The organism is Patiriisocius sp. Uisw_047 (assembly GCF_047730165.1).
Classification (GTDB): domain Bacteria; phylum Bacteroidota; class Bacteroidia; order Flavobacteriales; family Flavobacteriaceae; genus Patiriisocius.
The window spans coordinates 1,121,765-1,147,340 of the sequence record NZ_CP159834.1 but is presented as its reverse complement, the minus strand read 5'-3'; the positions used below and the strand labels follow the sequence as shown (position 1 = coordinate 1,147,340).

23 protein-coding genes are annotated in these 25,576 nt (G+C 37.9%); 9 read left to right on the top strand and 14 right to left on the bottom strand.

All coding sequences use genetic code 11. The features are described from left to right. Window positions 1–70: 70 nt before the first annotated feature. From ABXT71_RS05050 to atpD, 7 genes are all read right to left on the bottom strand, one after another. On the bottom strand, window positions 71–1,219 hold the full coding sequence (locus tag ABXT71_RS05050) for a beta-ketoacyl synthase N-terminal-like domain-containing protein (protein WP_415372764.1): 1,149 nt from the start codon (window positions 1,217–1,219) through the stop codon (window positions 71–73). 73 nt (window positions 1,220–1,292) lie between these two features. Then, window positions 1,293–2,573, bottom strand: coding sequence for an adenosylmethionine--8-amino-7-oxononanoate transaminase (gene bioA, locus ABXT71_RS05045; protein WP_415372763.1), 1,281 nt, complete (start codon window positions 2,571–2,573; stop codon window positions 1,293–1,295). 164 nt (window positions 2,574–2,737) lie between these two features. Next, window positions 2,738–3,352 (bottom strand): dethiobiotin synthase, encoded by a 615-nt coding sequence (bioD, locus tag ABXT71_RS05040; protein ID WP_415372762.1) that lies wholly within the window; start codon window positions 3,350–3,352, stop codon window positions 2,738–2,740. Beyond that, a complete protein-coding gene (locus ABXT71_RS05035; protein WP_415372761.1) occupies window positions 3,352–3,729 on the bottom strand; it encodes a DUF2007 domain-containing protein in 378 nt (125 codons plus the stop codon). Before ABXT71_RS05035 ends, bioD begins: the two co-directional genes overlap by 1 nt. Further along, window positions 3,729–4,925, bottom strand: coding sequence for an aminotransferase class I/II-fold pyridoxal phosphate-dependent enzyme (locus ABXT71_RS05030; protein ID WP_415372760.1), 1,197 nt, complete (start codon window positions 4,923–4,925; stop codon window positions 3,729–3,731). The genes ABXT71_RS05035 and ABXT71_RS05030 overlap by 1 nt, the downstream gene beginning before the upstream one ends. A 104-nt stretch (window positions 4,926–5,029) precedes the next feature. Next, a complete protein-coding gene (locus ABXT71_RS05025) occupies window positions 5,030–5,305 on the bottom strand; it encodes a F0F1 ATP synthase subunit epsilon (RefSeq protein ID WP_415372759.1) in 276 nt (91 codons plus the stop codon). An 85-nt stretch (window positions 5,306–5,390) separates the two neighbouring features. After that, window positions 5,391–6,896: a F0F1 ATP synthase subunit beta gene (gene atpD / locus ABXT71_RS05020; protein ID WP_415372758.1), complete on the bottom strand. Its 1,506-nt coding sequence runs from the start codon at window positions 6,894–6,896 to the stop codon at window positions 5,391–5,393. A 333-nt stretch (window positions 6,897–7,229) separates the two neighbouring features. Between atpD and ABXT71_RS05015 the strand changes: the two genes are divergently transcribed. The 4 genes from ABXT71_RS05015 (at window position 7,230) to ABXT71_RS05000 (ending at window position 10,327) form a co-directional block, all read left to right on the top strand. Beyond that, window positions 7,230–8,270, top strand: coding sequence for an aldo/keto reductase (locus tag ABXT71_RS05015; protein WP_415372757.1), 1,041 nt, complete (start codon window positions 7,230–7,232; stop codon window positions 8,268–8,270). 113 nt (window positions 8,271–8,383) lie between these two features. Next, on the top strand, window positions 8,384–8,842 hold the full coding sequence (locus ABXT71_RS05010; protein ID WP_415372756.1) for a MarR family winged helix-turn-helix transcriptional regulator: 459 nt from the start codon (window positions 8,384–8,386) through the stop codon (window positions 8,840–8,842). A gap of 19 nt (window positions 8,843–8,861) precedes the next feature. Then, window positions 8,862–9,509, top strand: coding sequence for a nitroreductase family protein (locus tag ABXT71_RS05005; protein WP_415372755.1), 648 nt, complete (start codon window positions 8,862–8,864; stop codon window positions 9,507–9,509). 11 nt (window positions 9,510–9,520) lie between these two features. Beyond that, window positions 9,521–10,327 carry a type 1 glutamine amidotransferase domain-containing protein gene (locus tag ABXT71_RS05000; protein WP_415372754.1) on the top strand — a complete coding sequence of 269 codons (807 nt, stop codon included), beginning with the start codon at window positions 9,521–9,523 and terminating at the stop codon, window positions 10,325–10,327. Between the two features lie 133 nt (window positions 10,328–10,460). On the opposite strand, the gene ABXT71_RS04995 is transcribed toward ABXT71_RS05000, so the two are convergent. Beyond that, on the bottom strand, window positions 10,461–11,144 hold the full coding sequence (locus tag ABXT71_RS04995) for a class I SAM-dependent methyltransferase (protein ID WP_415372753.1): 684 nt from the start codon (window positions 11,142–11,144) through the stop codon (window positions 10,461–10,463). Window positions 11,145–11,361: 217 nt separating this feature from the next. Next, window positions 11,362–12,567 (bottom strand): hypothetical protein, encoded by a 1,206-nt coding sequence (locus ABXT71_RS04990; RefSeq protein ID WP_415372752.1) that lies wholly within the window; start codon window positions 12,565–12,567, stop codon window positions 11,362–11,364. Window positions 12,568–12,701: 134 nt separating this feature from the next. Here ABXT71_RS04990 and ABXT71_RS04985 point away from each other — a divergent pair, with 134 nt between their 5' ends. Then, window positions 12,702–14,633, top strand: a complete 1,932-nt coding sequence (locus tag ABXT71_RS04985; protein ID WP_415372751.1) for a B12-binding domain-containing radical SAM protein — start codon at window positions 12,702–12,704, stop codon at window positions 14,631–14,633. Window positions 14,634–14,860: 227 nt separating this feature from the next. Here the strand turns inward: ABXT71_RS04985 and radA are convergent, their stop codons facing one another. Together radA and ABXT71_RS04975 are read right to left on the bottom strand one after the other, a co-directional pair. Further along, a complete protein-coding gene (gene radA, locus ABXT71_RS04980) occupies window positions 14,861–16,237 on the bottom strand; it encodes a DNA repair protein RadA (protein WP_415372750.1) in 1,377 nt (458 codons plus the stop codon). Window positions 16,238–16,590: 353 nt separating this feature from the next. Continuing rightward, window positions 16,591–17,739, bottom strand: coding sequence for an alpha/beta hydrolase (locus ABXT71_RS04975; RefSeq protein ID WP_415372749.1), 1,149 nt, complete (start codon window positions 17,737–17,739; stop codon window positions 16,591–16,593). Between the two features lie 905 nt (window positions 17,740–18,644). Between ABXT71_RS04975 and ABXT71_RS04970 the strand changes: the two genes are divergently transcribed. Further along, entirely contained in the window at window positions 18,645–18,776 is a 132-nt protein-coding gene (locus ABXT71_RS04970; protein WP_415372748.1) for a hypothetical protein, read from the top strand. Between the two features lie 73 nt (window positions 18,777–18,849). Here ABXT71_RS04970 and ABXT71_RS04965 read toward each other — a convergent pair whose 3' ends face one another. The 3 genes from ABXT71_RS04965 to panC all read right to left on the bottom strand — a co-directional run bounded on the left by ABXT71_RS04965 (window position 18,850) and on the right by panC (window position 21,097). After that, window positions 18,850–19,833 carry a lysylphosphatidylglycerol synthase transmembrane domain-containing protein gene (locus ABXT71_RS04965; RefSeq protein ID WP_415372747.1) on the bottom strand — a complete coding sequence of 328 codons (984 nt, stop codon included), beginning with the start codon at window positions 19,831–19,833 and terminating at the stop codon, window positions 18,850–18,852. A 2-nt stretch (window positions 19,834–19,835) separates the two neighbouring features. After that, on the bottom strand, window positions 19,836–20,183 hold the full coding sequence (gene panD, locus ABXT71_RS04960; protein ID WP_415372746.1) for an aspartate 1-decarboxylase: 348 nt from the start codon (window positions 20,181–20,183) through the stop codon (window positions 19,836–19,838). Between the two features lie 65 nt (window positions 20,184–20,248). Beyond that, window positions 20,249–21,097: a pantoate--beta-alanine ligase gene (gene panC, locus ABXT71_RS04955; RefSeq protein ID WP_415372745.1), complete on the bottom strand. Its 849-nt coding sequence runs from the start codon at window positions 21,095–21,097 to the stop codon at window positions 20,249–20,251. Window positions 21,098–21,287: 190 nt separating this feature from the next. Between panC and ABXT71_RS04950 the strand changes: the two genes are divergently transcribed. Genes ABXT71_RS04950 through glmS form a run of 3 tightly spaced genes read left to right on the top strand, consistent with a single transcriptional unit; the run spans window position 21,288 to window position 25,574 of the window. Further along, on the top strand, window positions 21,288–22,109 hold the full coding sequence (locus ABXT71_RS04950) for a glycogen/starch synthase (protein WP_415372744.1): 822 nt from the start codon (window positions 21,288–21,290) through the stop codon (window positions 22,107–22,109). A 4-nt stretch (window positions 22,110–22,113) separates the two neighbouring features. Next, the gene (locus tag ABXT71_RS04945) at window positions 22,114–23,706 is read left to right on the top strand and encodes a DUF4270 domain-containing protein (protein ID WP_415372743.1); all 1,593 of its coding nucleotides are present in this window, start codon (window positions 22,114–22,116) and stop codon (window positions 23,704–23,706) included. A gap of 20 nt (window positions 23,707–23,726) precedes the next feature. Beyond that, window positions 23,727–25,574 carry a glutamine--fructose-6-phosphate transaminase (isomerizing) gene (glmS, locus tag ABXT71_RS04940; RefSeq protein WP_415372742.1) on the top strand — a complete coding sequence of 616 codons (1,848 nt, stop codon included), beginning with the start codon at window positions 23,727–23,729 and terminating at the stop codon, window positions 25,572–25,574. Window positions 25,575–25,576 lie beyond the last annotated feature (2 nt).

Genomic DNA, 25,576 nt, shown 5'->3' with positions numbered 1-25,576 from the left:
ACAAAATTTAGAAAAAATAAACAGCGAATTACCTTGGTTCTGGCAGTAAGGAAAGCTAGCCGTCGCGCCTCTATGAAGGAGAAGCTAAAATTATACTAACAGCATTTCCCCCAAACCCTACAGCATTTACCAGCACTGTTTTAAGCGTTTCCGGAAGGCGTCTTGCATTGCTGAAATATGGATTCTCGATAAAGGTGTTTTGTTGCAACATTAATACCGCCAGCTCAACACTAAACATTCCGCTTGCGCCAAAGGTGTGCCCTAGCATCCATTTATTTGAAGTTAATAAAGGTATCTGTTTCCCAAAGATAATGTCAATGGCATTTTTCTCCGCCATATCTCCTTTTACTGTTCCTGGCGCGTGCATTACAATAGCATCTACCGTTTCTAAGCCGGCCGCACTAAGTGCGCGCTTCATTGATTTTTGAAAGCAATCTGCATGTTCAGAAATTGAACTGTTATGTTCTAATAGTTCTGATGCAAAACCGTAACCGGCGATAACTGCCAGTGAGTTTTCTGAAACCCCTCGCTCTAAAAGCGCCATGGCAGCACCTTCGCCTAGGACCATGCTATTTCTAGTTTTTTCAAATCGCATGGACTCACAAGCCAGCACATTATCTGATGTTGTGTATAGTTTCAAGGCCTTCATTTGCGCCATCGTAAAAGGTGTTAACGCTGCTTCGCTCCCTCCTACTAAAAATGCATCTGCCATATCTGCTTGCAACCAGGCGATCCCGTTTAACAATGAATGCATCGCTGTTGAGCAGGTGACAGAATGATCTATGGTGACACCATCCAGCCCTGCATCTTGTGCGACCCAAGAAGAAATATTTCCCATCGTGGTGGTGGGTGATGCAAACGGAGATACTTTTTCGCGCTCCAAAAACTGCTTATGATACCCTTCAAATAGTCCCGTCGCACCTCTAGAAGATCCAACGTTGACTCCTATTCTTTTCTGCTGAAATTTTAAAGATGTTACACATGCACGTGCATTTAATATCGCAAGTAATACCGTCCGGTCCAGGTTTCTGTACGCTGTCTTTTCTTGTATGAGTTGAGCAATAGCTAGTTCATTTTCTGCTGAAATTTTAGACACCCAATCCCCATCCATTTTAGAAAACAGTCGCGCTTTTTCACAGTAGTTTTTCCAGACAGTTTCGGGCGCAACGCCTAATGCAGAAATAGATGAAATATGTGTTATAGAAATGGGATGTTTCAATCTGTATAATTTATGCAAAGGTAATCAAGCGATCACGTTTCAGAAATTAAATTGCTCCTAAGAATCGCAATTCTTATCTATTAAAAAGTTTAAAACTGTTCAATACCTCCTCAAACATAGAATAGCACTTCTCCAATTCTTCCTCAGTAATCACATAAGGTGGCAACAAGTATATAGTGCTCCCTAGTGGTCTAATTAACAAGCCTCTCTCTAAGAAGAATTGATATAGCTCGTCTCGTACACTTCCGTATCGATCCATATCAATTGCTAAATCTATTGCCAAAATCACCCCTTTACTCCTTGCGTTTTTTACTTTTGGGTGTTTCTTTATTTTCGCTACAAATGCCTGATGACATTCCTCAATCCAATTTCTTTTATATATTATTTCTGGCGAATTTAACAAGTCTAATCCAGCGATGGCTGCAGCACATCCCAAAGGATGCGCACTAAAAGTGTGCGCGTGAAAAAAGGCCTTATGAACATCATCACTTAAAAAAGCATCATATATTTCTTTTGAACAACTTGTTATACTCAACGGAAACAGCCCAGCCGTAAGTGCTTTACTTAAGCACATTATATCTGGCTGTTGCGTCAATTGATCGCAGGCAAAATTAGTTCCTGTTTTCCCGAAGCCTGTCATAATTTCATCAGCGACACACAGCACTTGATGTTCTTGACATTTTTTGATCAGTGCATCCAGACCTGCAGCAGTGTGAAATTTCATTCCTGCTGCTCCTTGTGCGAGGGGTTCAAATAAGAAAGCCGCACACTTATTGTTTTGTAAAATCTGGTCTAGGGTGTTTAAGGTTTCGGCTAAAGTATCATCTGTGGGAACCGGAATACGCTCCACTTTTAACAAAAAATCTTCAAAAGGAGCATTATAACTCGCAATGCCAGAAGCGCTCATCGCTCCAAAAGTATCGCCGTGAAATCCGTTTTCAAAAGCAATAAGGGTATCCCGTTTTTCACCGCCATTATGGTGAAACTGCAACGCCATTTTTATGGCTGCTTCGACCGCTGTAGAACCATTGTCGTTAAAAAATATTTTTGCTTGATTGGAGGGTAAAATCTCCATCAACTTTTCAGATAATTCTATCGCCGGTTTATGTGTAAGTCCACTAAACATTACAAAATCTAGTTCCTGCATTTGCTTTGTAATTGCAGCTGTAATATATTCATTACAATGCCCATACATACTTGTATACCAAGATGCAATACCGTCTATATATTCTTTGCCATCTTCATCCCAAAGCAAGGCTCCTTTTGATTTTACAATAGCTAGAGGCGCAGATGCCGTTTTGTGTTGGGTAAGTGGATGCCAGAGGTGGGCTTTGTCTCTTTGGGTTAATTTCATTTTACAAAGTTAATGGAATTGAACTAGGAACTACGATCGTTTGCTGCGCGCTCTGCGTGACAGATGACTAAAAATATCGCGTGTATTTCTCTATTATGATCTTGAGTCAAACCATCCTAAATCTTGGCTCTAGATTCTGAGGTCGTGAATCCGAAGTCTTGTTTCTAAAGTTTTGACTTTAGTATCGCAGCATATTCTTTCACCACATTTTGATCAAAGTAAGGCTCTTCTTCGATACGTCCTAATATCGTTACTCCGCTCATCGTTGCAATAATCTTTTCTGTAGTAGGATGTTCTGCGCCGCTAAATAGTATTCCGTGTATGTTTAGATTTCTTGATTTTAATGCTTCAACGGTCAATAATGTATGGTTGATGCTTCCCAAATAATGACGGGAAACAATGATTACTTTATCTGTGGGTTGTATGAGGTCTGCGATCGTTTCATTTTCATTAAGCGGCACTAATAATCCTCCTGCCCCTTCAATAACCAAGTTGTTTTTAGTGGTGGGCACCTTCATTTTTTTTACAGAAATAGTAACTCCGTCAATATTAGCCGCGGCGTGCGGACTCATGGGAGTCTTTAAATTATAGGCAGAAGGGTGAAAAACTGTTTTCTGGTTAGAAGTTAATCCTGTTACTTTATGCGTGTCGCTGTTGTCGAGTTCGCCAGCTTGAATAGGTTTCCAATAATCTGCTTCTAGCGCTTCTGTGATGATGGCAGATGCAATGGTTTTGCCTACCTCTGTTGAAATCCCGGTAATAAAATAAGTGTCTTTCATTAAAATATTGTTTGACAAATAGTGCACTTCCGCTTTGTCTTTTCAAAAAAAGGGAAAAGCATAAAGAATATATTTTTACGTTCTAGGGGTGCAATTAAGACTTTGTGAGATGAACAATTAGGACACGTGAACAACTGGTCGTTCGCATCTTTTGCGTAGACTCTGATTTCACTATATATTCGTTTTGCTTTTGCTAAATCATCATTATGCACGAGCAACTTGACACCCCCTATCGCACCACTAATAAGAGGATCTGAATCTATTGTTTTCTCATCCATAAGCAACGTTTGTAAGCCTTCTGCCTCTAGTTTTATTTTTGAAATCTGTGCCTCCGCAGAATACTCAAAAACGTCAAGTATGGTATAATTGTCATTCATTACTTTTTCATCTTTAAATAGCTACCTAAAGATACTACAAGCTGCTGAATTTGATCTTTCGTATTATAACTATGCAAGCAAATACGGAGTCTCTCTCGTCCTTCGGTTACGGTGGGTGATAGAATAGGTTTTACATCAAATCCAAGTGTTTTTATTTCTTCGGAAACTTTCTTGACTTGAGCATTTCCAGGAATCACAATACTGTGAATGGCAGAATTACTAGAAATAAAATCAATTTCTAAATGATTCTTATTTACTTCATTTTGTAATATTGCAATATTACTTTTTAAGAGTTCACGTGCTGTTGTTCCATTTTCTAATTCATGATAAGCTGCTTGAATAGTCGCAACTGCGTTAGGTGGTAATCCCGTTGTATAGATAAAGCTTCGCGCGAAGTTTATTAAATACTCCTTTAATTCACTGCTCCCTAAGATAGCTGCGCCGTGACAACCCAAGGCTTTGCCAAATGTTATAATTCTTGCAAACACCGCGTCCTCTAGTCCTAGTTCTTGAACCAGGCCTTCTCCTTTTTTTCCAAAAACACCGACCGCATGTGCTTCATCTACTACTAAGCTGCACTTGTACTCTTGAGAGATACTCGCTATTGCTTTAAGATCTGGTTGATCTCCATCCATAGAGAAAATGGATTCTGTGATGATGTAAATTTGGTCTGGGGTGACTAACTCTCTCTGTCCGAAGGACGTCTCTCCCGGAAGGAGAGAATTATTGATCTTTTTGTTTAGTAATTTTGATAAATCTTTTAAATCATTGTGCTTAAACTTAAAGGCTTTAGCATTACTCATTCTAATGCCGTCCCTTATAGAAGCGTGGCAGAGTTCATCAAAAATAATAATATCTCCACGCTGTGGAACACTACTAAAGAAGCCAATATTTGCATCGTAGCCGCTATTGAACACTAAGGCATCTTCGCTATTGTGAAAGGATGCAATTATTTTTTCTGTCTCTGTGTAGATCTTGTGATTTCCTGACAGGAGTCGAGAGCCTGTTGCTCCATTTGCTTCGAGGTTGTCCCGCTTTAAAATTTCCGTAGCATATGAAAAGATAATATTGTTCTTACTAAAGCCTAGATAATCGTTGCTCGCAAAATCTATAAGGGTATTGGGCGTGCCTAGTTTGCGCAAGGAGTTTTCACGCTCACGGTTTTTTAATTTATGGTTTAATTTATCTGGTAACACTCCTCAAAGATAGTCTGAAGTTGGTTAGCCTAAAAAGGATGTTATAGAAAATCCCAAATTCCATAAATTGGAATTTGGGATTTTTGTTTTGTGATTTATAAGCCTTAGTCTGCCAGCACCATCACTTTATTGTTATTCATCTCGATAGTACCGCCGCTGATTGCCATCGACCATTGTCCATCATTCTGAGTAAATTTTTCTTGATATCCTTCAGCAATGGTTGGATTTCCTTTAAACTTTACCGTTCCTTCCATTAGTAATGCTACAATAGCCGCGTGGTTGTTCAACATCTGAAACTCACCGTCCATTCCTGGAACCGTTACACTTTCTACTTCACCACTTACTAAGGATGCTTCTGGAGTTACTATTTCTAAATACATATTTTTAGTATTGAGTAGTTAGTACTTAGTATTGTGTTTAGCATAAACCACTAACAAATCAATACTAAGTACTCACTACTATTTTTTAAGCTTCCGCGTTCATTTTCTCTCCGGCTTCAATCGCTTCTTCGATAGAACCTTTCAAGTTAAATGCTGCTTCTGGAAGATGATCTAACTCACCGTCCATAATCATTGTAAATCCTTTGATTGTTTCTTTAATATCAACCAATACTCCTGGGATCCCAGTAAACTGCTCTGCCACGTGGAAAGGTTGTGATAAGAAACGTTGTACACGACGTGCACGGTTTACTGCAAGTTTATCTTCTTCAGATAATTCTTCCATACCAAGGATGGCAATAATATCTTGTAATTCTTTATAACGTTGTAACAACATCTTTACACGTTGCGCACAGTCATAATGCTCATCGCCTAAGATAGCAGCTGTTAAGATTCTAGATGTAGAATCTAAAGGATCTACCGCTGGGTAAATACCTAGTTCTGCAATCTTTCTAGATAATACTGTAGTTGCATCAAGGTGAGCAAACGTTGTTGCTGGTGCTGGATCTGTTAAATCATCTGCAGGTACATATACTGCCTGTACAGATGTAATAGAACCCTTTTTAGTAGAAGTAATACGCTCTTGCATCGCACCCATCTCTGTTGCAAGTGTAGGTTGGTATCCTACTGCAGATGGCATACGTCCAAGAAGTGCAGATACTTCAGATCCTGCTTGTGTAAAACGGAAAATATTATCAACGAAGAAAAGTACATCTTTCCCTTGTCCGTCACCTGCTCCATCTCTAAAATACTCAGCAATTGTAAGACCTGATAATGCAACACGTGCACGTGCTCCTGGTGGCTCATTCATTTGTCCAAAAACAAATGTTGCTTTAGATTTTCTCATCTCCATCTTGTCTACTTTGGACAAATCCCATCCGCCTTCTTCCATAGAGTGCATAAAGTCATCACCGTATTTGATAATACCAGACTCAAGCATCTCTCTTAAAAGGTCATTTCCTTCACGTGTTCTTTCCCCTACTCCTGCGAATACTGAAAGACCACCGTGACCCTTTGCTATATTATTAATCAATTCTTGGATCAATACTGTTTTACCTACTCCGGCACCACCAAAAAGACCAATTTTTCCACCTTTTGCATAAGGCTCAATAAGGTCAATTACTTTAATACCAGTAAAAAGTACCTCAGAAGAAGTTGAAAGTTCTTCAAATAAAGGTGCATCCCTGTGTATCGGTAAACCGTCTGCTCCTTCTTTAGGAAGCGCGGCCATACCATCGATAGGATCACCAATCACGTTAAAAAGACGACCATAAATATCTGGTCCAATAGGCATTTGTATCGCTGCACCTGTAGAAATAGCATCCACGCCACGGCTCAAACCATCTGTAGAATCCATAGAGATGGTTCTTACGGTGTTTTCACCCATGTGAGATTGTACTTCAAGAATTAACTTGTTTCCGTTATTATTTACTTCAAGACTATCGTAAATCTGTGGAAGCACTGCTCCACTAGCAAACTCAACATCTACTACTGGCCCAATAATCTGTGCAACTTTTCCTGTAACTTGTGACATTATTAACTGTTTCTAATTAAGTTATCTACGGGCACAAAAAGCACCCTCTTTTTTAACGCTGCAAAGATAGTTTTTTCTTCGGAAATATTACAAGCATGAAATAGGGTTTTTTTATTGCTTTTTTTCTTCGGAAATTTTAAGGCTGTATCTTTGGTTTATCCATAAGACTTAGCGTTCATATCTCGCATATTTTAGAAGAAAGGAGAATATAGGATACCCAAACTAGCAATCACTAAAATAAGCTTCTTATAAACCGACTTTCTATCGCCAAACATCATTTTTTTGTAGCTTTTTAAAGTTCTAATCAATAGCTTTACCACAATAAAATATAAAATGCGCTATACCACACTCCCAAACACAGACCTCAACGTTTCAAAAATATGCTTAGGCACGATGACTTGGGGAAGACAAAATACAGAAGCAGAAGGACACAAACAATTAGACTTTGCCCTCGAAAAAGGTGTCAATTTTATTGACACCGCAGAAATGTACTCAGTACCCTTTACTCAGGAAACTTATGGCCGTACAGAAGAAATTATCGGGACGTGGCTCGCAAACACTGGCAGGCGTAAAGACATCGTACTTGCCTCTAAGATCACAGGAACGGGACGTGGTATTTTTTCAGATATTCGAGAAAATTTAGATTTTAGCCTCGCATCTCTTGAAGATGCCTTAAATAAAAGTCTGAAGCGTTTGCAAACAGATTATCTTGACTTGTACCAATTACACTGGCCAGAAAGAGTCGTTAATATTTTTGGCGTGCGAGATTACAATCACGAGCCTAATGCAAAATGGGAAGACAATATATCCGAAATTTTAGAACACCTAGAAGGTTTTGTAAAGCAAGGGAAGGTTAAACATATAGGGCTAAGTAACGAAACTCCTTTTGGAGCCATGCGGTATATGGAAGAGCGTCGCAAAGGCAAACTTAAAATGGTGAGCATCCAAAATGCCTATAGCCTACTGCAACGCCGCGATGAAGTTGGATTGACAGAAGTGCTCCAGATGGAAAACATAGGCTACCTGCCTTACTCTCCGCTCGCCTTCGGGATGTTATCTGGTAAATATCTAGATGGTGCAAGCCCAGAAAATGCGCGCGTTACCTTATTCCCTAATTATTCGAGATACTCAAGCGAATCTTCAATAAAAGCAACGCAAGCCTATAATGAGATTGCAAAAAAATACGATTTAAGCCTAACACAATTAGCACTTGCCTTTGTCAATGACCGCCCTTTTGTGACCTCAAACATTATTGGAGCGACTTCACTCAAACAACTTGAAGAAAACATAAACAGTATTGATGTTCGTCTTTCTGCGGAAATATTAAAAGAGATTGAAGCGGTTCATGTAGCGATGCCTAATCCTGCAGCCTAAATTTACTTGACCTATATCCTAAAGTCTTCTTAAATAGCATTCAAGAATAAAACCTGCCTCGTACATTTGTATCGTGGGCGATATAAGTTTACGCGTTTTTAAAACAACATATAATGAAAAAATCGGAACAGTTACAATTGCACAATCAAGTCTGTTTCCCGCTTTATTCAGTTTCAAGACTTTTAACTAAGGCCTATAAACCTTATTTAGATGGCATGGGTATTACGTATCCCCAATATCTTGTTTTGATTGTGCTTTGGGAAAAAAATGGTGTTTCTGTCAATTATATTGTAGGAAAACTGCTTTTAAACACTAACACTGTTTCTCCTTTATTGAAACGTATGGAAAAAGCCGATATCATAAGCCGAAAGCGCTCTAACAAAGATGAACGCAGTATCATTATTCAATTAACTGAAAAAGGGAAACAGCTTAAAGCGGAAGCGGCTCAGGTTCCTGAAAAATTATTAAAAATGTTGTTTACAGACACTGTCAAACTCGCAGATATCGAGCAGTTAAAGAACACCCTTGATGAACTAGTAATCACATTATCACACAAGAACGAATTACAATAACCAAATTTAAAACGGTCAAATGAAAGAAAACGCAACAGAATTGTTAGAAATATTAAAATGGAGATACGCTACCAAAGCCATGAATGGTGAAAAAGTAGCAGAAGAGAAGGTAAATAGAATTTTAGAGGCGGCGCGTTTAGCACCCACTTCTAGTGGATTGCAACCTTTTGAAATAATCGTGGTGACAAGCGATGAAGTTAAAGCAAAAATCAAGCCTGTAGCCTGGAATCAATCTGTAGTGACAGAATGCTCTCACTTATTAGTGTTTGCAGCTTGGGATACTTACACGGTAGAACGTATTAATTATATGTTTGACCTTACCAATGATATTCGTGGTTTTAAAAATGAAGGTTGGGAAAATTATCGCCAGCAACTACTAAACTTGTATCCGAAAAAAGATGCAGAAGAAAACTTTAACCATGCTGCTAGGCAAGCCTATATTGCTTTTGCAGAAGCCTTAACGGCTGCTGCATTTGAAAAAGTAGACACAACACCTATGGAAGGATTTGATGCAAATGCAGTAGATGAAATCCTTGGATTAAGAGAGAAAGGACTAAGAAGCGCCGTGCTATTACCTATTGGTTATAGAGACGCATCAGATGATTGGCTAGTAGACCTTGTAAAGGTTAGAAAAAGTATGGATGATCTTGTAACTCTTGTAGCATAATTTATATAAAAATGAAAACAGTAAAAAACATAGTAACTGCTTTGATGCTAGTAGCATTCTTCAGTTGTAATACCAAAAATGAAAAAGGAAATAATGTTTCCGAAGTAAAACATAATAATAATCTAAAAGAAGAAAAGAGCATGAACGTATTATTTGTATTAACATCGCACGATGAATTAGGAGATACCGGAGAAAAAACCGGATTTTGGGTAGAAGAGTTTGCAAGTCCATATTACATCCTTAAAGATAAAGGTGTGAACATTACACTCGCAACCCCAAAAGGAGGGAAAGCACCCATTGACCCTTCAAGTAACAAAGAAGATGCTGCAACCGAATCTACAAAACGATTTGATAAAGACGAAGAAGCACAAGAACGAATTAACACTACTCTTAAACTCTCAACAATTAATGCTGCAGATTACGACGCAGTATTTTATCCGGGTGGTCACGGGCCTTTATGGGATTTGTCTCAAGATAAAACCTCCATCAAATTAATAGAGACTTTTAACGAACAAAAAAAACCTATTGCCTTTGTTTGTCACGCGCCAGCAGCATTAAAAAATGTAAAAGGGACGGATGGCAATCCTTTAGTAAAAGGCAGAAAAGTAACGGGCTTTACAAATACTGAAGAAGCAGCAGTCGCATTGACAGACGTAGTACCTTTTTTAGTGGAAGATATGTTGAAGGAAAATGGCGGAATTTACTCTAAAGGTGATGACTGGTCAGAATACGTTTTACAAGACGACAACTTGATTACTGGGCAAAATCCTGCCTCTTCAAAATTAGTAGCAGAGATGTTGTTTGACGCTGCAAACTAAGCAAGTTAATACGTTTGAAAGAGCCTATACTTTTTGAGATGTAGGCTCTTTTTTTATGCTTTTTTACGCCAGATATGGATGTTTAGTTTTTAGATATTCCTGTTGAGCAGATGTTAAGCACCCTTGGCCTACCTTATTTTACTGCCTGAACATACATCCAATAACCCTTTCTAAATGGAGTTTCGACAGTGGAAAACCCAGATTGTAATAGCCACTCTTTTTGAAGTTGAAAATCTGTTGGTTTATCAAACTCTTTATAATGTTCCATCACCCAGTTCCATTTCTCACCGTCGGGAAAGGTGGTGTGTACAAATTCTTTCCATTTTTTTAGCACGTCTTCATGGTCGCGGTTTGTTTTACTTATCATTAAATCACTGTAAGAAAACAGTCCACCTTTCTTTAATGACTTATATATGTTTTTAAAAATAGCTTGCTTCTCGCTTGTGTCACAATGATGCAAACTAAATCCTGCCACCACCATATCGTAGCTTTTCTCCTTAAATGAGAAATCTTCAAAGTATTTATTTTCATAAATAATATCATAGTCCTTAAATTGAGTACGGCACAAATCAATCATCTCTTCAGATGCATCAACCAGTGTGAATGTTGCATCTGGAAAACGAGGAATAAGTTGCGCGGTAACATTTCCGTTACCACTTCCTAGATCTAGAATAGATCGCGGGGTAAAAGAATCTGGTAGATGGCTTACAAAACTTGAAAGCAACTGCAAATAATGAGGTACACACCCTATCATGTCGTGCGTGTAATTCTTCGAAAAATCGTTGAATTCTAAAGCGATGTTTTTTTCTGTTTTCATTCGGATGCTCTTTTCCTAATTAAAAATATAGTGGGCAGTAATCACCGTTAAGGGAGATTAAAGTTACACTTATTTTCAATCGGAACAACTTTAGTTTTAGCATCCCACACAAGCACCCTCTACTTTTTAAATAATGATGGTACTGTAACCGTATCATTACGTGTAGCTTCTGAAATTTTAAAAGCATTATAAATCCTGCATTCTTTTTTGCATCAAATCAAAGCATCCACTTTTTGAGTTGTGTATAGACTTCTTGACTTCCTAATAAACCTGCATGCGAACTTTCATAAGCAACAAAGGTGTGTTCCTCTTTAAAGTCTAGGTTTTTAGCAGGGTTTTTATGTCGTCCTAATGCGCTTTTTACACCTACCAGATTATCACCAAGGCGCTGTTTAGTTTTAGACGCCGTTGCTTTTCCAGCAACTCCTGCGATGCTATAGCAGGCTGTTTTTTTAGGCAATGGCAAGGGGGTTCGCTGATCTCCTTGTACGGTATGTTGATCCATATCTTGCCAGTCTTCGTCTAATAAATTTCCATACCTTAAATCTGTCACGCCGGCACCTCTTATTTTTGCCAATCGCGCAAAGGGCTTTGCATAGGGAATCGCTTTTAATATAACTTCTACATAATTGCCAGCTTTCTCCAGCGAGGCCCCGTGATGTGGCGTACCGATGAACAGTATCTTTTTTAGTTTCTTGGTCCACGATATCTTTTGCTCTTGTCCGTAGTGTAAAGCACTTCTCGCTACCAAGCCGCCCATACTATGACCAATAATGACCAATTCTTTAACAGGAACAGGCCATGCTTTTACTAATTCTTCTAAGAGAAGGTTCATCGCTTGCCCGTTGGTCGAAATATGGCGACCGCTATTATAATAAAGATACACAGGTGTTGCCACTATATCCTCTGCTAGTGCTTCCCCATGATTGTGCTCTTTGTACTTCCATTGCACATCATTCATACAAGAGCCGTGCACCATCAAAAGTATTTTTCCATTCACGTCGGGATATGCCGTTTCAATGCTTTTGCGATCCACCTGGAAGAATTCACCTTGTTTTCTAAACTGCATATCAATCTTTAGTGGATTGGCTGTTTTCTCTAAATGGTCACCTATCAACCCATTTAAAACCGAGCGCAGTACTTCTTGTTCTTCTGTAGTCTTTATGTTTCCCATCACAGAAGCAAGTTTTCCTAAAGCCTTATCTGCACCCTTGCCTATTAACTTCGTACTCCATCGCACGTTTTTATATGCTAAGCCAACAATATCGGTAATAAAGTTTTGAACCGGTGTAGAAGGTAAAAAAGGCGGATGGACGATGCGATGGTGCATAGCTTCCACCAAGTCTGTTACTTCTATAGTAGCATCTACAAGCAGGCGGGTGACGCCTTGTAGCTCAGAATCATTTTGTTTTTTGTTTGGCATGAACCCCTTTTCAATAGATGGAAATTTCAGTTTTCAAAATTACAAGATTTTATTTTAGAAAAACTAAGGAGCTTGTATTTGTCGCATTATACCTGAGCTAATTATCCCCTTTTTTACAGAAACTGGAAACCTACTTGGCACCTTGTAAAAGAGAACGAATCGCTGCATTTGTTTCTGAAGAAGGCTATCTTTGCCACATGCAAGCCAAACTCTTATTAGTTACGCCACCCTTTACTCAATTGAACACAGCGTATCCGGCAACTGCCTACATTAAAGGTTTTCTAGAAGAAAAAGAAGTGTCTGTAGCGCATATGGATTTGAGTATTGAGTTATTCACTTCTATATTTACAAGCGATTTCTTGCATGCAGTTTTCAAAGAAGCCCAGAACTTAGGGAATCACGAGTACCCGCACATTCATAAAATGAGAGCGCAGTACATCTCAAGAGTGGATCTTGTTATTGGCTTTCTACAAAAACAGGATCTAGAAACAGCACATCGTATTTTAGGAGTAGGTTTTTTACCTATCGGTCATAGATTATCGAAGGTAAATACCGCAATAAAATGGGAAGCTGGAGACCTTGGGATTATTGATAAAGCAAAACACTTATCAACCTTATTCATTGAAGAAATAGGTGACTTTATTAAAGCAAATGTGGATGAGTTTTTTGCATTCACAAAATACGCTGAGCAAATAGGAACTTCAGCCAGTAGCTTTGATCAATTAGACGAGGTACTTCAATATCAACCTACGTTGATTGAGGATGAAATGTTCACGATTTTAGAAACACGAATTCAAAAACACAGTCCAGATTTAGTTTGTTTCACCATTCCATTCCCCGGAAATTTGTTTGCGGCCTTGCGTTGTTCTCAATTTATAAAGCAGTTTTTTCCAATGATTAAAATCGCATTTGGAGGTGGCTATTGCAACACAGAATTACGTTCTCTTGAAGACCCAAGGATTTTTGAGTTTATTGATTTCATTTCATTGGATGATGGTGAAGGACCTTTGCTTAAAATAGTAAAGTTTGTGGAAGGTAAGGTGGATGTAAATGAATTGGAAAGAACTTTTGTACTCGAAAACAATGAAGTTGTTTACAAGAATAAAATTCCAAATACTATTTACCATCATAAAAATTTACCAGCACCCAATTATTCTGGATTACCCTTTGAAAAATATGTGTCTTTCTTAGATGTTGTAAATCCTATGCACCGCATGTGGACCGATGAGCGATGGAACAAACTAACTATTTCTCACGGATGCTACTGGAAACAATGTTCGTTTTGTGATGTCAGCTTGGATTACATTGGGAATTACCAAAACACCACGGCCATTGATTTGGTAAACAAAATTGAGAAAATAATAAAGGACACAGGGATTACTGGTTTTCATTTTGTGGACGAAGCCGCTCCGCCAAAAATGCTGCGCGCTTTATCAGAACAATTAATAGAACGTAATCTCGACATCAGGTGGTGGACCAATATTAGGTTTGAAAAAACCTTTACTCCAGAACTGTGTGAAGTCATGGCAAAATCAGGTTGCATTGCGGTCACTGGAGGTTTAGAAGTAGCCTCAGACCGACTGCTGGCTAAGATGAAGAAAGGAGTGGATATTGCACAAGTTACGAGAGTGACACATAATTTTTCTGAGCAAGGCATCTTGGTTCACGCGTATCTCATGTATGGGTTTCCCTCCGAAACAGAGCAAGAAACAATTGACTCCTTAGAAGTGGTGAGGCAGTTGTTTGAAAAGAACTGTATTCAGTCTGCATTCTGGCATCAATTTACAACCACGATTCACAGTCCCATAGGACAAAATCCACAAGATTTCGGGATACAAATTACAGGACCTGTTTTTGAAGGATTTGCTCAAAACGACTTATGGCATGAAGATCCAAACGGGGCAGATCACCCAAAGTACACCAATGGATTAAACCGTGCCTTGGATGGTTATTTGAATGCTCTTGGGTTTGAAAAAGAGCTACAAGATTGGTTTGATTTCCCGGTCTTACCTACTAGTCATTCAAAACACTTAATTGAAGATTTTTTATCTGAAATGGCTACTTAAAAGCCGCTTTATTCAATTTTCCCTTTAGAATCTAAGCGGCACTCCGCACACAATAAATAGAGGGTAAATTTATTTGACACCTACTAAGCCTGCCAATAAATTGTTCATTATATAAAGTAAGTTTTAAAAGCCCTAAGGTACACAAGGATTTTATAGGTTTAGTAATTATCTAAAGAGGCTCGTACTTGATGCAAGATGCAAAGCAGGCTTCTTATGTACTCTGGTTTTTACGCAAACAAATGTCTCACAACGTCATGCACCTTGGCCACTTTCACGATTTGAATTTCGTAATTCATTTTTGGAAGTTTGCAGTATTTAGATATGACGATGGTTTCAAATCCTAGTTTTTCTGCTTCTAGAATACGTTGATCAACGCGGGGTACTGGGCGCACTTCTCCTGCCAGTCCTACCTCTGCAGCAAAGCACATTCTTTTATCAATCGCGATGTCTACATTACTTGATAATACCGCTGCCACTACGGCAAGATCTATGGCAGGATCGTCTACAGAGATTCCGCCAGTGACGTTTAAGAAAACATCTTTTGCGCCAAGTTTAAAGCCTGCCCGTTTTTCTAAAACGGCAAGAATCATATTCAATCTCTTTGCATTATATCCCGTGGCACTGCGCTGCGGGGTTCCATAAACAGCAGTAGAAACTAAGGCTTGTATTTCAATCATTAAAGGGCGCATTCCTTCTAATGTTGACGCGATAGCTGTCCCGCTTAAATCTTCATCATTTTTCGATATTAATATTTCCGAAGGGTTAGAAACCTCTCTAAGCCCGCTGCCTTGCATCTCATAAATACCGAGCTCATTTGTGCTTCCAAAACGGTTTTTATTAGCCCGCAAAATCCTGTAAATATGATTGCGATCACCTTCAAACTGGAGTACGGTATCCACCATATGCTCTAATATTTTAGGCCCAGCAATGTTACCGTCTTTTGTGATATGTCCAATAAGAATAACAGGCGTTGCTGTTTCTTTTGCAAACTTGATAAGCTCTGTAGCTGTCTCGCGTATTTGTGAAATACTCCCTGGGCTGCTCTCTATATAATCTGTGTGCAGTGTTTGAATGGAATCTATCACGACAATATCTGGTTCCATTTCTGCAATATTGCGAAAAATATTTTGTGTCTTTGTTTCGGTGAGGATATAGCAATTTTCAGAATCTGGATGAATCCGTTCTGCTCGCATCTTTATTTGTGTCGCACTTTCTTCGCCTGAAACATAGAGCGTTTTATAGGGTAATTGTAGTGCTATTTGCAACATCAAGGTGCTCTTCCCAATACCGGGCTCTCCGCCCAACAGCGTAAGACTTCCTGGTACTAATCCACCTCCTAAAACGCGGTTAAGTTCGCAATTTTGGGTATCCATCCTTGCCTCTGCCGCTGTATTTATTTCTGAAATCTTAAGAGGTTTTGCACTTCGGCTTCTATTTAATGGTGCTTTTATTGCCTCACCCACTTCCCAGCTTACTTTTTCTGCTTTCTGGATGACTTCTTCGGCAATAGTATTCCATTCTTTGCAGGAAGAACATTGGCCTTGCCATTTTGCAAAGGACGCGCCACAATTTTGACAGAAGAAACTTGTTTTTGTTTTAGCCATAAGTACAATGTAAAAATAGGACTTTTTGCTTGATTATTATTTCAGAAGTGAAAGAGATATTTGTGTTCTTACGGTAACATTATTTGTTTGATGAATTTTAACACGACTCTTTATAGGGAACCGAAAATATCAAAACATGAAGCGCAGGTATTGCTGTTTCTCTGTGATTTTTAAAGCAAAAATTAAAAGTGAAAAAGGCGTGTCAAGTTAATTATTGACGCGCCTTTTCCACTTTTAATTATTTCTAGGTATTGTCTCGTATTAAAGTTTTTAGTATTTTTAAATGACATAATCATATGTGCTCTAGCTAAATAAACATTAAAATCCCCCATAACTCTTGGAGGCTTTTAACATTAATACCCGAAGTCTTCTTTTATTTTATCTGCTTTGTCGAGCATTAAATCTATTGTTATAAACTCCACTTCTTCTTTATTAAACGCTCCCTGAAAAGTGCGCATCGCTTTTTTAGGTTCTCCCGTTTCTTCAAGAAAACGAGCCATATAATAATCACCAAGAACGGTATCCGGATAGTCGCGTTGCGCCATAGCAGCAATTGCTTTTAAAGATCCCCACTGCTTTCTTTTTTCTGATGCTGTTGCGGTAGCAATATAGTCGTTTACTCTAATAGGATTATCTAAGCCAAAGAGGTCTTTGATTGTTTGGTATTTTTCTGATAAATATTCATTAATGGGTTTTGTCGTCGTCATTAACTCATCTGTATATTGTTGTTTACTAATAGGCCTGTAAACTGCAAAAATCTTTTCGAGTGCATTAGGTATTCCGCGACCTACTAGGCTGTAATGCGTTGCTCCTTCAAAGTTGTCAAAATAGTAATTAAACTTTTCACTCTTAACCGTCTTTAGCTGAGCATCAAGTTCAATGGCAGCTTCTTGTAATCCCTTTATATCATCCGTACCCGTGGCGAGGTAATAAAACATTCTGTTCTCTATTGCCGGAATTCGTTGTAGAAGGCGTTCTCCCATAGATGGGGCTGTATCAGGACTCAAGCTTATAATCCCATTAAACAACGGCGGATCTTTAAACAAATAATAATTAATAAAGTTTGCTGTAAAATCATGACCCACAGTAATGATAAACTTTGCCGTACGGTACTTAGAGTCTATATACGGGATAAGCTCAAGTCCTAAAAACTCAAAAAAATCAGCCCCACTATCTACCGGCATATAATTAACATCATCATAATAGGCGTCGTCATACCTAGTGTCACCCTGTATCACGCCTACTACAATAGACTCTGGCATATCTTCCCAGTAACTAAAGTAGTCCACATTTCCCGCCACTGGCTCAAACAGGTAGTCTGCATCGAGCACAAGCACAATAGGATATACTTTATCTTGATTCTGTTCGTAATTACGAGGCAATTGTATTTTAAGTCTTCTGGTGGTATCCAGTTTTCTTGACTCAAACTCTTCATAAATGGTTTGAGCTGGCGCTATGCCATAAGAAAGCACTGCGATAAGAAGTAATAAGATATTTTTCATTTTTTCTGAAATTTTATAAAAGTGAAAGATAATAAAAATTGAAAGTACATATTGATTGCTTTTTAGGCAAAACTCAAGCGATCGACTTAAAACATAAATAACGCCCAAAATTAACGTATAGTTCAACGCAAAACTAGGTGAGAATTTATCTTACAAAATCTTAAATACACTCAAGCATATAGGATTAAGTACATTATTAGATGACAAAAATAGAAACAAGTGTATCTAGGCAATCTATTTTTCTTATTTAATTCCTTTTTTTGTACCTTAGAAGAATAAAGTAAATTAATCTCTATATTAAGATCATTAATGCCTTACGGAAGGCGGCCCCAACGCTTATTTTGATATTCAATGCTTTATTTAGTCTTTAATAGACCGAATAAATGCTATGAAAAAGAATCAAGCTTTCATCGCACACGATTTCGAAAACGAAAGTACCTACATCAAACAATTTTAAAAGGTAAAAATTATTCCATCACTAAGAGTGAACTTTAGTAGTGTAAGAGCGTTTCGCTATATTAATGGAGAAAATCTAACAATTTGTGTCTTTTAAGTCCAAAAATGAAGATCTTTTAGGTGTTGACATAATTAAACAAGCTCGATTTAAAAAGATCTAAAATAAAGTTCATCTTAGTATTTAATACGCTAGAAGAAATAGATGTAGTAATTGCAAAGCAATTTAATGTTTCTGGTTATTTAAGCTGTGATAATACTATTGAAAAGGTTAAGGTTTGTGTGGAGGAAATACACAACAATGAAGACTATTTTCTAAAGAATTGCTTGAAGAAATATATAAATAACAAATCGAAAACTATAGTAATTTTACAGATTTCCAATTAAAAATTCTAGCGTACGTTGGGTTTTATCACAACTCTGACAAACTAGCAAATAAACTTAATATCGCTATGTCTACTGTAAATCAAGAAATAGAATTAATCAACTCTCAATTGCGTCTTCCTAGTGATCAACCTTTGCATCAATGGGGGGCTAACAATACAACTTTTGTTGAAAACCTAGTGCTCTCTGAAGTTTCTTAACACGTGAAATTAGTTAAAAAAAAATATATATTTGCCTTTTTAATACTAGGAGTAATTCTTGTTATTGCTAGTATTATTGGGCTTTTTCTTTTGTAACTCTTCGTTTGTTATATAAGGGCAAAACAATCAATGAAGTGGTTCCAATTATCAGAATTGCCGCGATATTTGAAGTCCACACTATCCACCCAAACGCAGTACCCAAAGTAAACTCAACAGCAAATAAAGCTAGAATACCGGCAACAGCTGCTGGATAAGTTCCGAAGCCACTATTTGTAAAAGCAAAAGTAAAACTCCCTACCACAAAAGCAATAATCAATGTACTAAACGGTATGCTAGAAGTAGCGTCTAAGGCTTGCGTTGCGGTATAGAAGGAAAGCACATATAAACCCCAAATTAAAAATGTGTGAAAAATAAACGCCCCTTTTTTCTTCATAGTCCAGATACTCATCACCCCATCTTTAAGGCCAGTAATAAAGTCTTTAATTTTTAATACAAAAGCTAATTTTAGATATTTCAGAAGTAAATAACCTACCACCAAAAACACAAGTCCAGCACCGCCCAAAATAAATAATTTTTGAACTGGAATAAGCTCTGTGACATAGGTGTAGAGAATATCGTGTTTTAATGATATTGCCAGAACAGTAAATGCAAGGAGGAAAATGAGATCTACCACTCTTTCTGAAATAATAGTCCCAAAACCCTTGTCAAATGGCACATTTTCATATCTGCTCATAAGAATTCCGCGTGAAACCTCACCGCTTTTAGGGATAAAAATATTCATAAGATAGGCCACAGAGATGGTCATAAAATTATTAGCTAGCTTAGGTTTATACCCTAAAGGCTCAAGCATAAACAACCATCTATACGCTCTAGAGATATGACTAAAAATACTTAGACTCACAGCTAAAAGAACATAGCCATAATCTGCATTTTTAAAATATGCCTTTAGGTCTTCTAATTGCTCTTCAGTGAAATTACTGTATACATACCAAATTAAAAAAAAACCAAGCCCAAGCGGGATGGCAATTTGTAAAAATTTTGAGAGTTTTTTTTTCAAGACTATGTGAGTAAGTTCTCCTCATTAGGAAAGACAAGACTTGGCTTAAATTTTTGAGCTTCTTCTTTGCCCATCAAAGCATAGGTAATCAAAATTAGGATATCACCAGGAGCCACTTTACGCGCTGCTGCTCCATTAAGAGTAATCTCTCCGCTTCCTCGAGGACCAGGAATAGCATACGTTTCTAAACGTTCGCCATTATTATTATTTACGATCTGCACTTTCTCTCCTTCCACAATATTCGCGGCGTCAAGAAGATCTTCATCAATGGTGATACTACCTATATAATTTAGGTCTGCACCAGTAACTTTTACTCTGTGGATTTTAGATTTTACTACATGTATTAGCATAGGGCAAAGATACTTAAGATTTCAGAAAATAAAACCAAAAAATAATTATTCCTTGGTGTTGATTTTCATCCTTTTCCAAGACTAAGTGTGTCGATAAGTCTTACTTCTCCGGCGGTTACAACAATAAATGCGCGATATGTATTTGTATTTCGCTTCCGTATTGCCGTTTTTAATGTTGCTTCATTTGCGATGACGAAATATTCTAAATCCAACAAATGGTGCTTCTCAAAGGTATTTTTTACAAAGCCGTTAAGATCCAATATGCTGGATGATTGCCACTTTTGTTTAACTTCTTGAAGGGTTTTATAAAGGAGTGCGGCTTCATCAAACTGCACTTTGCTTAGTCTTGTATTTCTCGAACTTCGTGCAAGCCCATTTGTTTCACGTATTATATCGCAACCAACGATACGAATATTGTATTCTTTAATTTCAACTAGTTTCTTAATGATCTGTAATTGCTGAAAGTCTTTCTCCCCAAAATAAGCCGCAGTAGGTTGTACCGCGTCAAATAACAAACTCACGACGGTACCCACTCCGTCAAAATGGCCAAGTCTGTAAGCTCCTTCCATTTCTTTTGCAATAGGTCCAAATTTAAAGGTGGAAGACTTTATTTTTGCACCATAAAGATCTTCTGCGTTGGGGGCGTAAATTAAAATCTGATCGCTAAGCGTTTTTAATAAATCTGCATCTTTTTTAATAGTTCTAGGGTACTTTTTAAGGTCATTTAGGTTGTCAAACTGTGTAGGATTCACAAAAATGCTCACCACACAAAGTTCGTTTTCTTCTATTGCTTTTTCAACAAGAGATAAATGTCCATCGTGTAAAGCGCCCATGGTGGGCACAAAACCTAATTTTGAAGGGCTTTGAAGAGTTATTGCCTCTTTAAGTTCTACTTGTGTTTTATAGATATTCATCCCTTGGTTTTCTTAGAAAAGCAAAATTAAGTTATTGAGCGCGAACTGCATAAAATTTCGTAATTTTGCATGTTTTTAAACAAATAACCTAATTTACCGTTATTTTAATGAAATGCTCCCAGCATTTTGTCGTCATTCTCCCGTGAGGATGCTATTTTTAAAATAGGATAATGGTTCAAAACTAATAGAGATGAAAGATAAAAGAATCTTGTATGTGTCCTCAGAAGTAATACCTTATTTACCTGAGACCGAGATTTCTTCGATGTCGTTTGAAGCCCCTAGAATGGTGAATAACAACGGAGGGCAAATTAGAATATTTATGCCACGTTACGGTAATATTAACGAGCGTCGCCACCAGTTACACGAGGTGATTCGTCTCTCAGGCATGAACTTGGTCATTAATGATCTGGATATGCCACTAATTATTAAAGTTGCATCTATCCCTAAAGAGAGAATGCAAGTCTATTTTATAGACAATGAAGATTACTTTAAGCGAAAAGCGATGTATGCCGATGAAGATGGCAATTATTTTAAGGATAATGACGAGCGTGCTATCTTTTTTGCAAAAGGTGTTATTGAGACGGTAAAAAAATTAAACTGGTCACCAGATATCATTCACGTACACGGATGGCTAGCCTCTTTTTTACCTTTGTATTTGCGTAATTACTACGGAAATGAGCCGTTATTTGAGAACAGTAAAATCATTACATCTGTATACAATCAAGGGTTTACTGGAACCTTGAATGAAAAAGTACTAGACAAAGTACTTTATGACGGAATGGAAGAAGAAAACTTAGAAGAATTAAAGACACCTAATTACATCAACCTGATGAAGCTTGCTGTTAAAAATTCTGATGCTGTGATTATGGGATCTGAAGAAGTATCTGAAGAGATAAATAGTTTTATTAAGTCTAGGAATATTCCAGTGTTACCATTTCAGAAGCCAGAGGATTTAGAGCGATCGTATCTCGATTTTTATGAAAACAAAGTGTTAGAAAGCACTACAGAATAAATATATGAAAAAGAACTTTTTTTTGCCATATTCATTGGGAATTTTTGCACTCATTTTAGGACTCGCATCTTGTAGTGAAGATTTTAATAGCATAGGAACAGAAATCGTTGGCGAGCAAGGTCTCGATATCGCTGTCAATAGAGACGCCTCTGTGGTGGCGTATAGCAGAAAACTCGCTCCTTTTAGATCAAATGGTTTAGGTAAATACCAATTAGGTGTTTATAGCGACCCTGTTTTTGGCGATGCTCAAGTAAGTATTTTATCGCAAATTGCCTTAGACGCTATAGATCCAGATTTTGGAGAAAATACAACAGTAGATAGTGTTCATATCTATATCCCTTATTTAAGTACGGCAACGGAAGTAGTTGATGAAGCTACCACTTACGCATTAGATTCTGTTTATGGGCTTGCACCTTTCCACCTAGAGCTTTTTGAAAGCACCTACTTTCTAAGAGCCTTAGACCCTTCTTCAGATTTTGAAGAAAATCAAAACTACTATACAGATCAAGGATCGTTATTTGATGACTTTCTAGGAGCTAGTTTACTAGATTTGCCAGAATTTTCACCAAGTCCCGATGAGATCGTTTTAATTGAAGGCGAAGGTGAGGATGAAGTGGTAACAAGACTGTCCCCTGGCCTTAGAGCGTCTTTATCTAATGAATTCTTTCAAGAACGCATTATTGATATGGCTGGTTCGCCTGAATTCTTGAGTAACTCTAATTTTCGGGATTACTTTAGAGGGATCAACTTAAAAGCAACAAATGCTTCTCCCGATGGCACGCTGTTAAGTTTAAATCTAGCTGCGGCTATTATCGAAATTAGTTATTCTTTTGATGACGAAGATGAAGATAGCGGCAGAAACAATGCAACCTTCGAGCTTAATTTTAGTGGTATCGCTGTAAACACGTTTACAAACACCCTTACTCCTACTATTGCAGACAACCTTGTAAACGTAGATCGTGTAAATGGTGAAGAAAATTTATATTTAAGAGGTGGTGCAGGTATTATGACTGTCATTGAGCTTTTTGGGGAAGAGGACTCCATAGGGTACAATGATAACGGTCTTGTAAACCAGCCTAATGGAACACCAGATGAGATAGACGAAATAAGACAGCAAGGTTGGGTTATTAATGAAGCAAATCTTGTTTTTCACGTGAACCAAGATATTATGGTTGGTGGTGACACAGAACCAGAACGTATTTTTATATATGATCTTAAAAACAACAGAAGGTTAAGAGATTTTGACCTAGATCCTACCGTTAATGTTTCGCCCTCTATAGATGCCATTACCAATCATTTGGGAAGACTAGAGAGAGGTGACGACGCAAAAGGAGATTCTTATAAAATTAGAATCACAAACTATGTAAACGATCTTATCAATAGAGACTCTACGAGTGTAAAACTTGGACTCGTAGTTGCTCAAAATGTGGTAAACCCAAATTTTCTACAAATGAGAAATACCCAATCTCCAGGAATCGACTTTGTTCCAGAAATAAGTTTACAGTCTCCAGAAGGAACAGTGCTATATGGTAACGCAACCCCTAATGAAGAAAAACGTCTTACGTTAGAGATCTATTATACAGATCCAAATCAATAATCAAACTATAATCAATTAATATGTGTGGAATCGTTGGCTACATAGGCAGTAAACAGGCTTATCCCATTATCATAAATGGATTAAAACGTTTAGAGTATAGAGGGTATGATAGTGCTGGTATCGCGCTATACGACGGAACAGATATACAGCTCGCTAAAACAAAAGGAAAGGTTGCAGACCTTGAAGAACGTGTTGCTCAAGAAATATCAAAAAAAGGAACCCTAGGTATTGGGCACACAAGATGGGCTACACATGGCGTGCCAAACGACGTCAACTCACATCCACATTTTTCTAACAGTGGCGACCTTGTTCTTATTCATAATGGCATAATTGAAAACTACGCTTCCCTAAAAATAGAACTTATAAATAGAGGATATACTTTTAAAAGCGATACAGACACTGAGGTGCTTGTAAACCTAATAGAGGAGATTAAGAAACAAGAAAACGTAAAACTTGGTAAGGCAGTTCAAATTGCACTTAATCAAGTTGTTGGCGCTTATGCAATTGCGCTTTTTGACAGAAAAAAACCAGACGAAATAGTCGTAGCAAAACTAGGAAGCCCTTTAGCTATTGGTATTGGTAATAATGAATTTTTTGTCGCCAGTGACGCTTCCCCTTTTATTGAGTATACGAATAACGCAATTTATCTAGAAGATGAAGAGATGGCGATCCTAAGATTAGGTCGTGAAATAAGAGTGCGTAAAATAAAAGATGATACCCTTGTTAATCCTAACATCCAGAAACTAAAACTCAGCCTTGAACAAATAGAAAAAGGTGGTTATGATCATTTTATGCTCAAAGAGATTTTTGAGCAGCCTTCAGTAATTAAAGACACATATCGAGGGAGACTTTTAGCAAACCAGGGGATTATAAAACTTGGCGGACTTGAAGATTACATCCCAAGGTTTACAAATGCAAATAGAATTGTTATTATCGCTTGTGGTACTTCTTGGCACGCAGGCCTCGTAGCAGAGTATATATTTGAAGAGTGGACTCGCATACCAGTAGAGGTAGAATATGCAAGTGAATTTAGGTACCGTAATCCAATCATTACAGAAAAAGATGTTGTAATCGCTATTTCACAAAGTGGTGAAACAGCAGACACACTAGCAGCGATTAAACTTGCCAAAGAAAAAGGCGCGTTTGTGTATGGCATATGCAATGTGGTAGGCTCAACTATATCTCGAGAAACTCATAGTGGGACATACACACACGCAGGTCCAGAAATTGGTGTAGCATCTACAAAAGCATTTACGACACAGATAACTGTTCTGACAATGATGGCCTTAAAGATAGGAAAGGTAAAAGGTACGATCTCACAGACAGATTATATGATGCACCTTCGCGAGTTAGAGATGATTCCTACTCACGTAGCAGAAGCACTAAAAAGCAACGATAAAATAGAAGAGATTGCAGCTGTATTTAAAAATGCAACCAACTTTTTATACTTAGGTAGAGGTGTCAACTTCCCAGTAGCCCTAGAAGGAGCTTTAAAGCTTAAAGAGATCTCATACATCCATGCCGAAGGATATCCAGCTGCGGAGATGAAACACGGTCCTATCGCCCTTATTGACGAACAGATGCCCGTAGTTGTGATTGCAGTAAACAGCAACCATTACGGTAAAGTAGTGAGTAATATTGAAGAAATCAAAGCGCGAAGCGGTAAAATTATCGCCGTTGTGACGGAAGGAGATACAGAAGTAAGAGCACTTGCAGACTATGTAATGGAAGTTCCTAAAACGCCAGAAACCTTAACGCCTTTAGTAACTACAATTCCGCTACAATTGTTATCATACCATATTGCAGTGATGCTAGACAAAAATGTAGATCAACCTCGAAACCTTGCAAAGTCTGTAACGGTTGAATAATG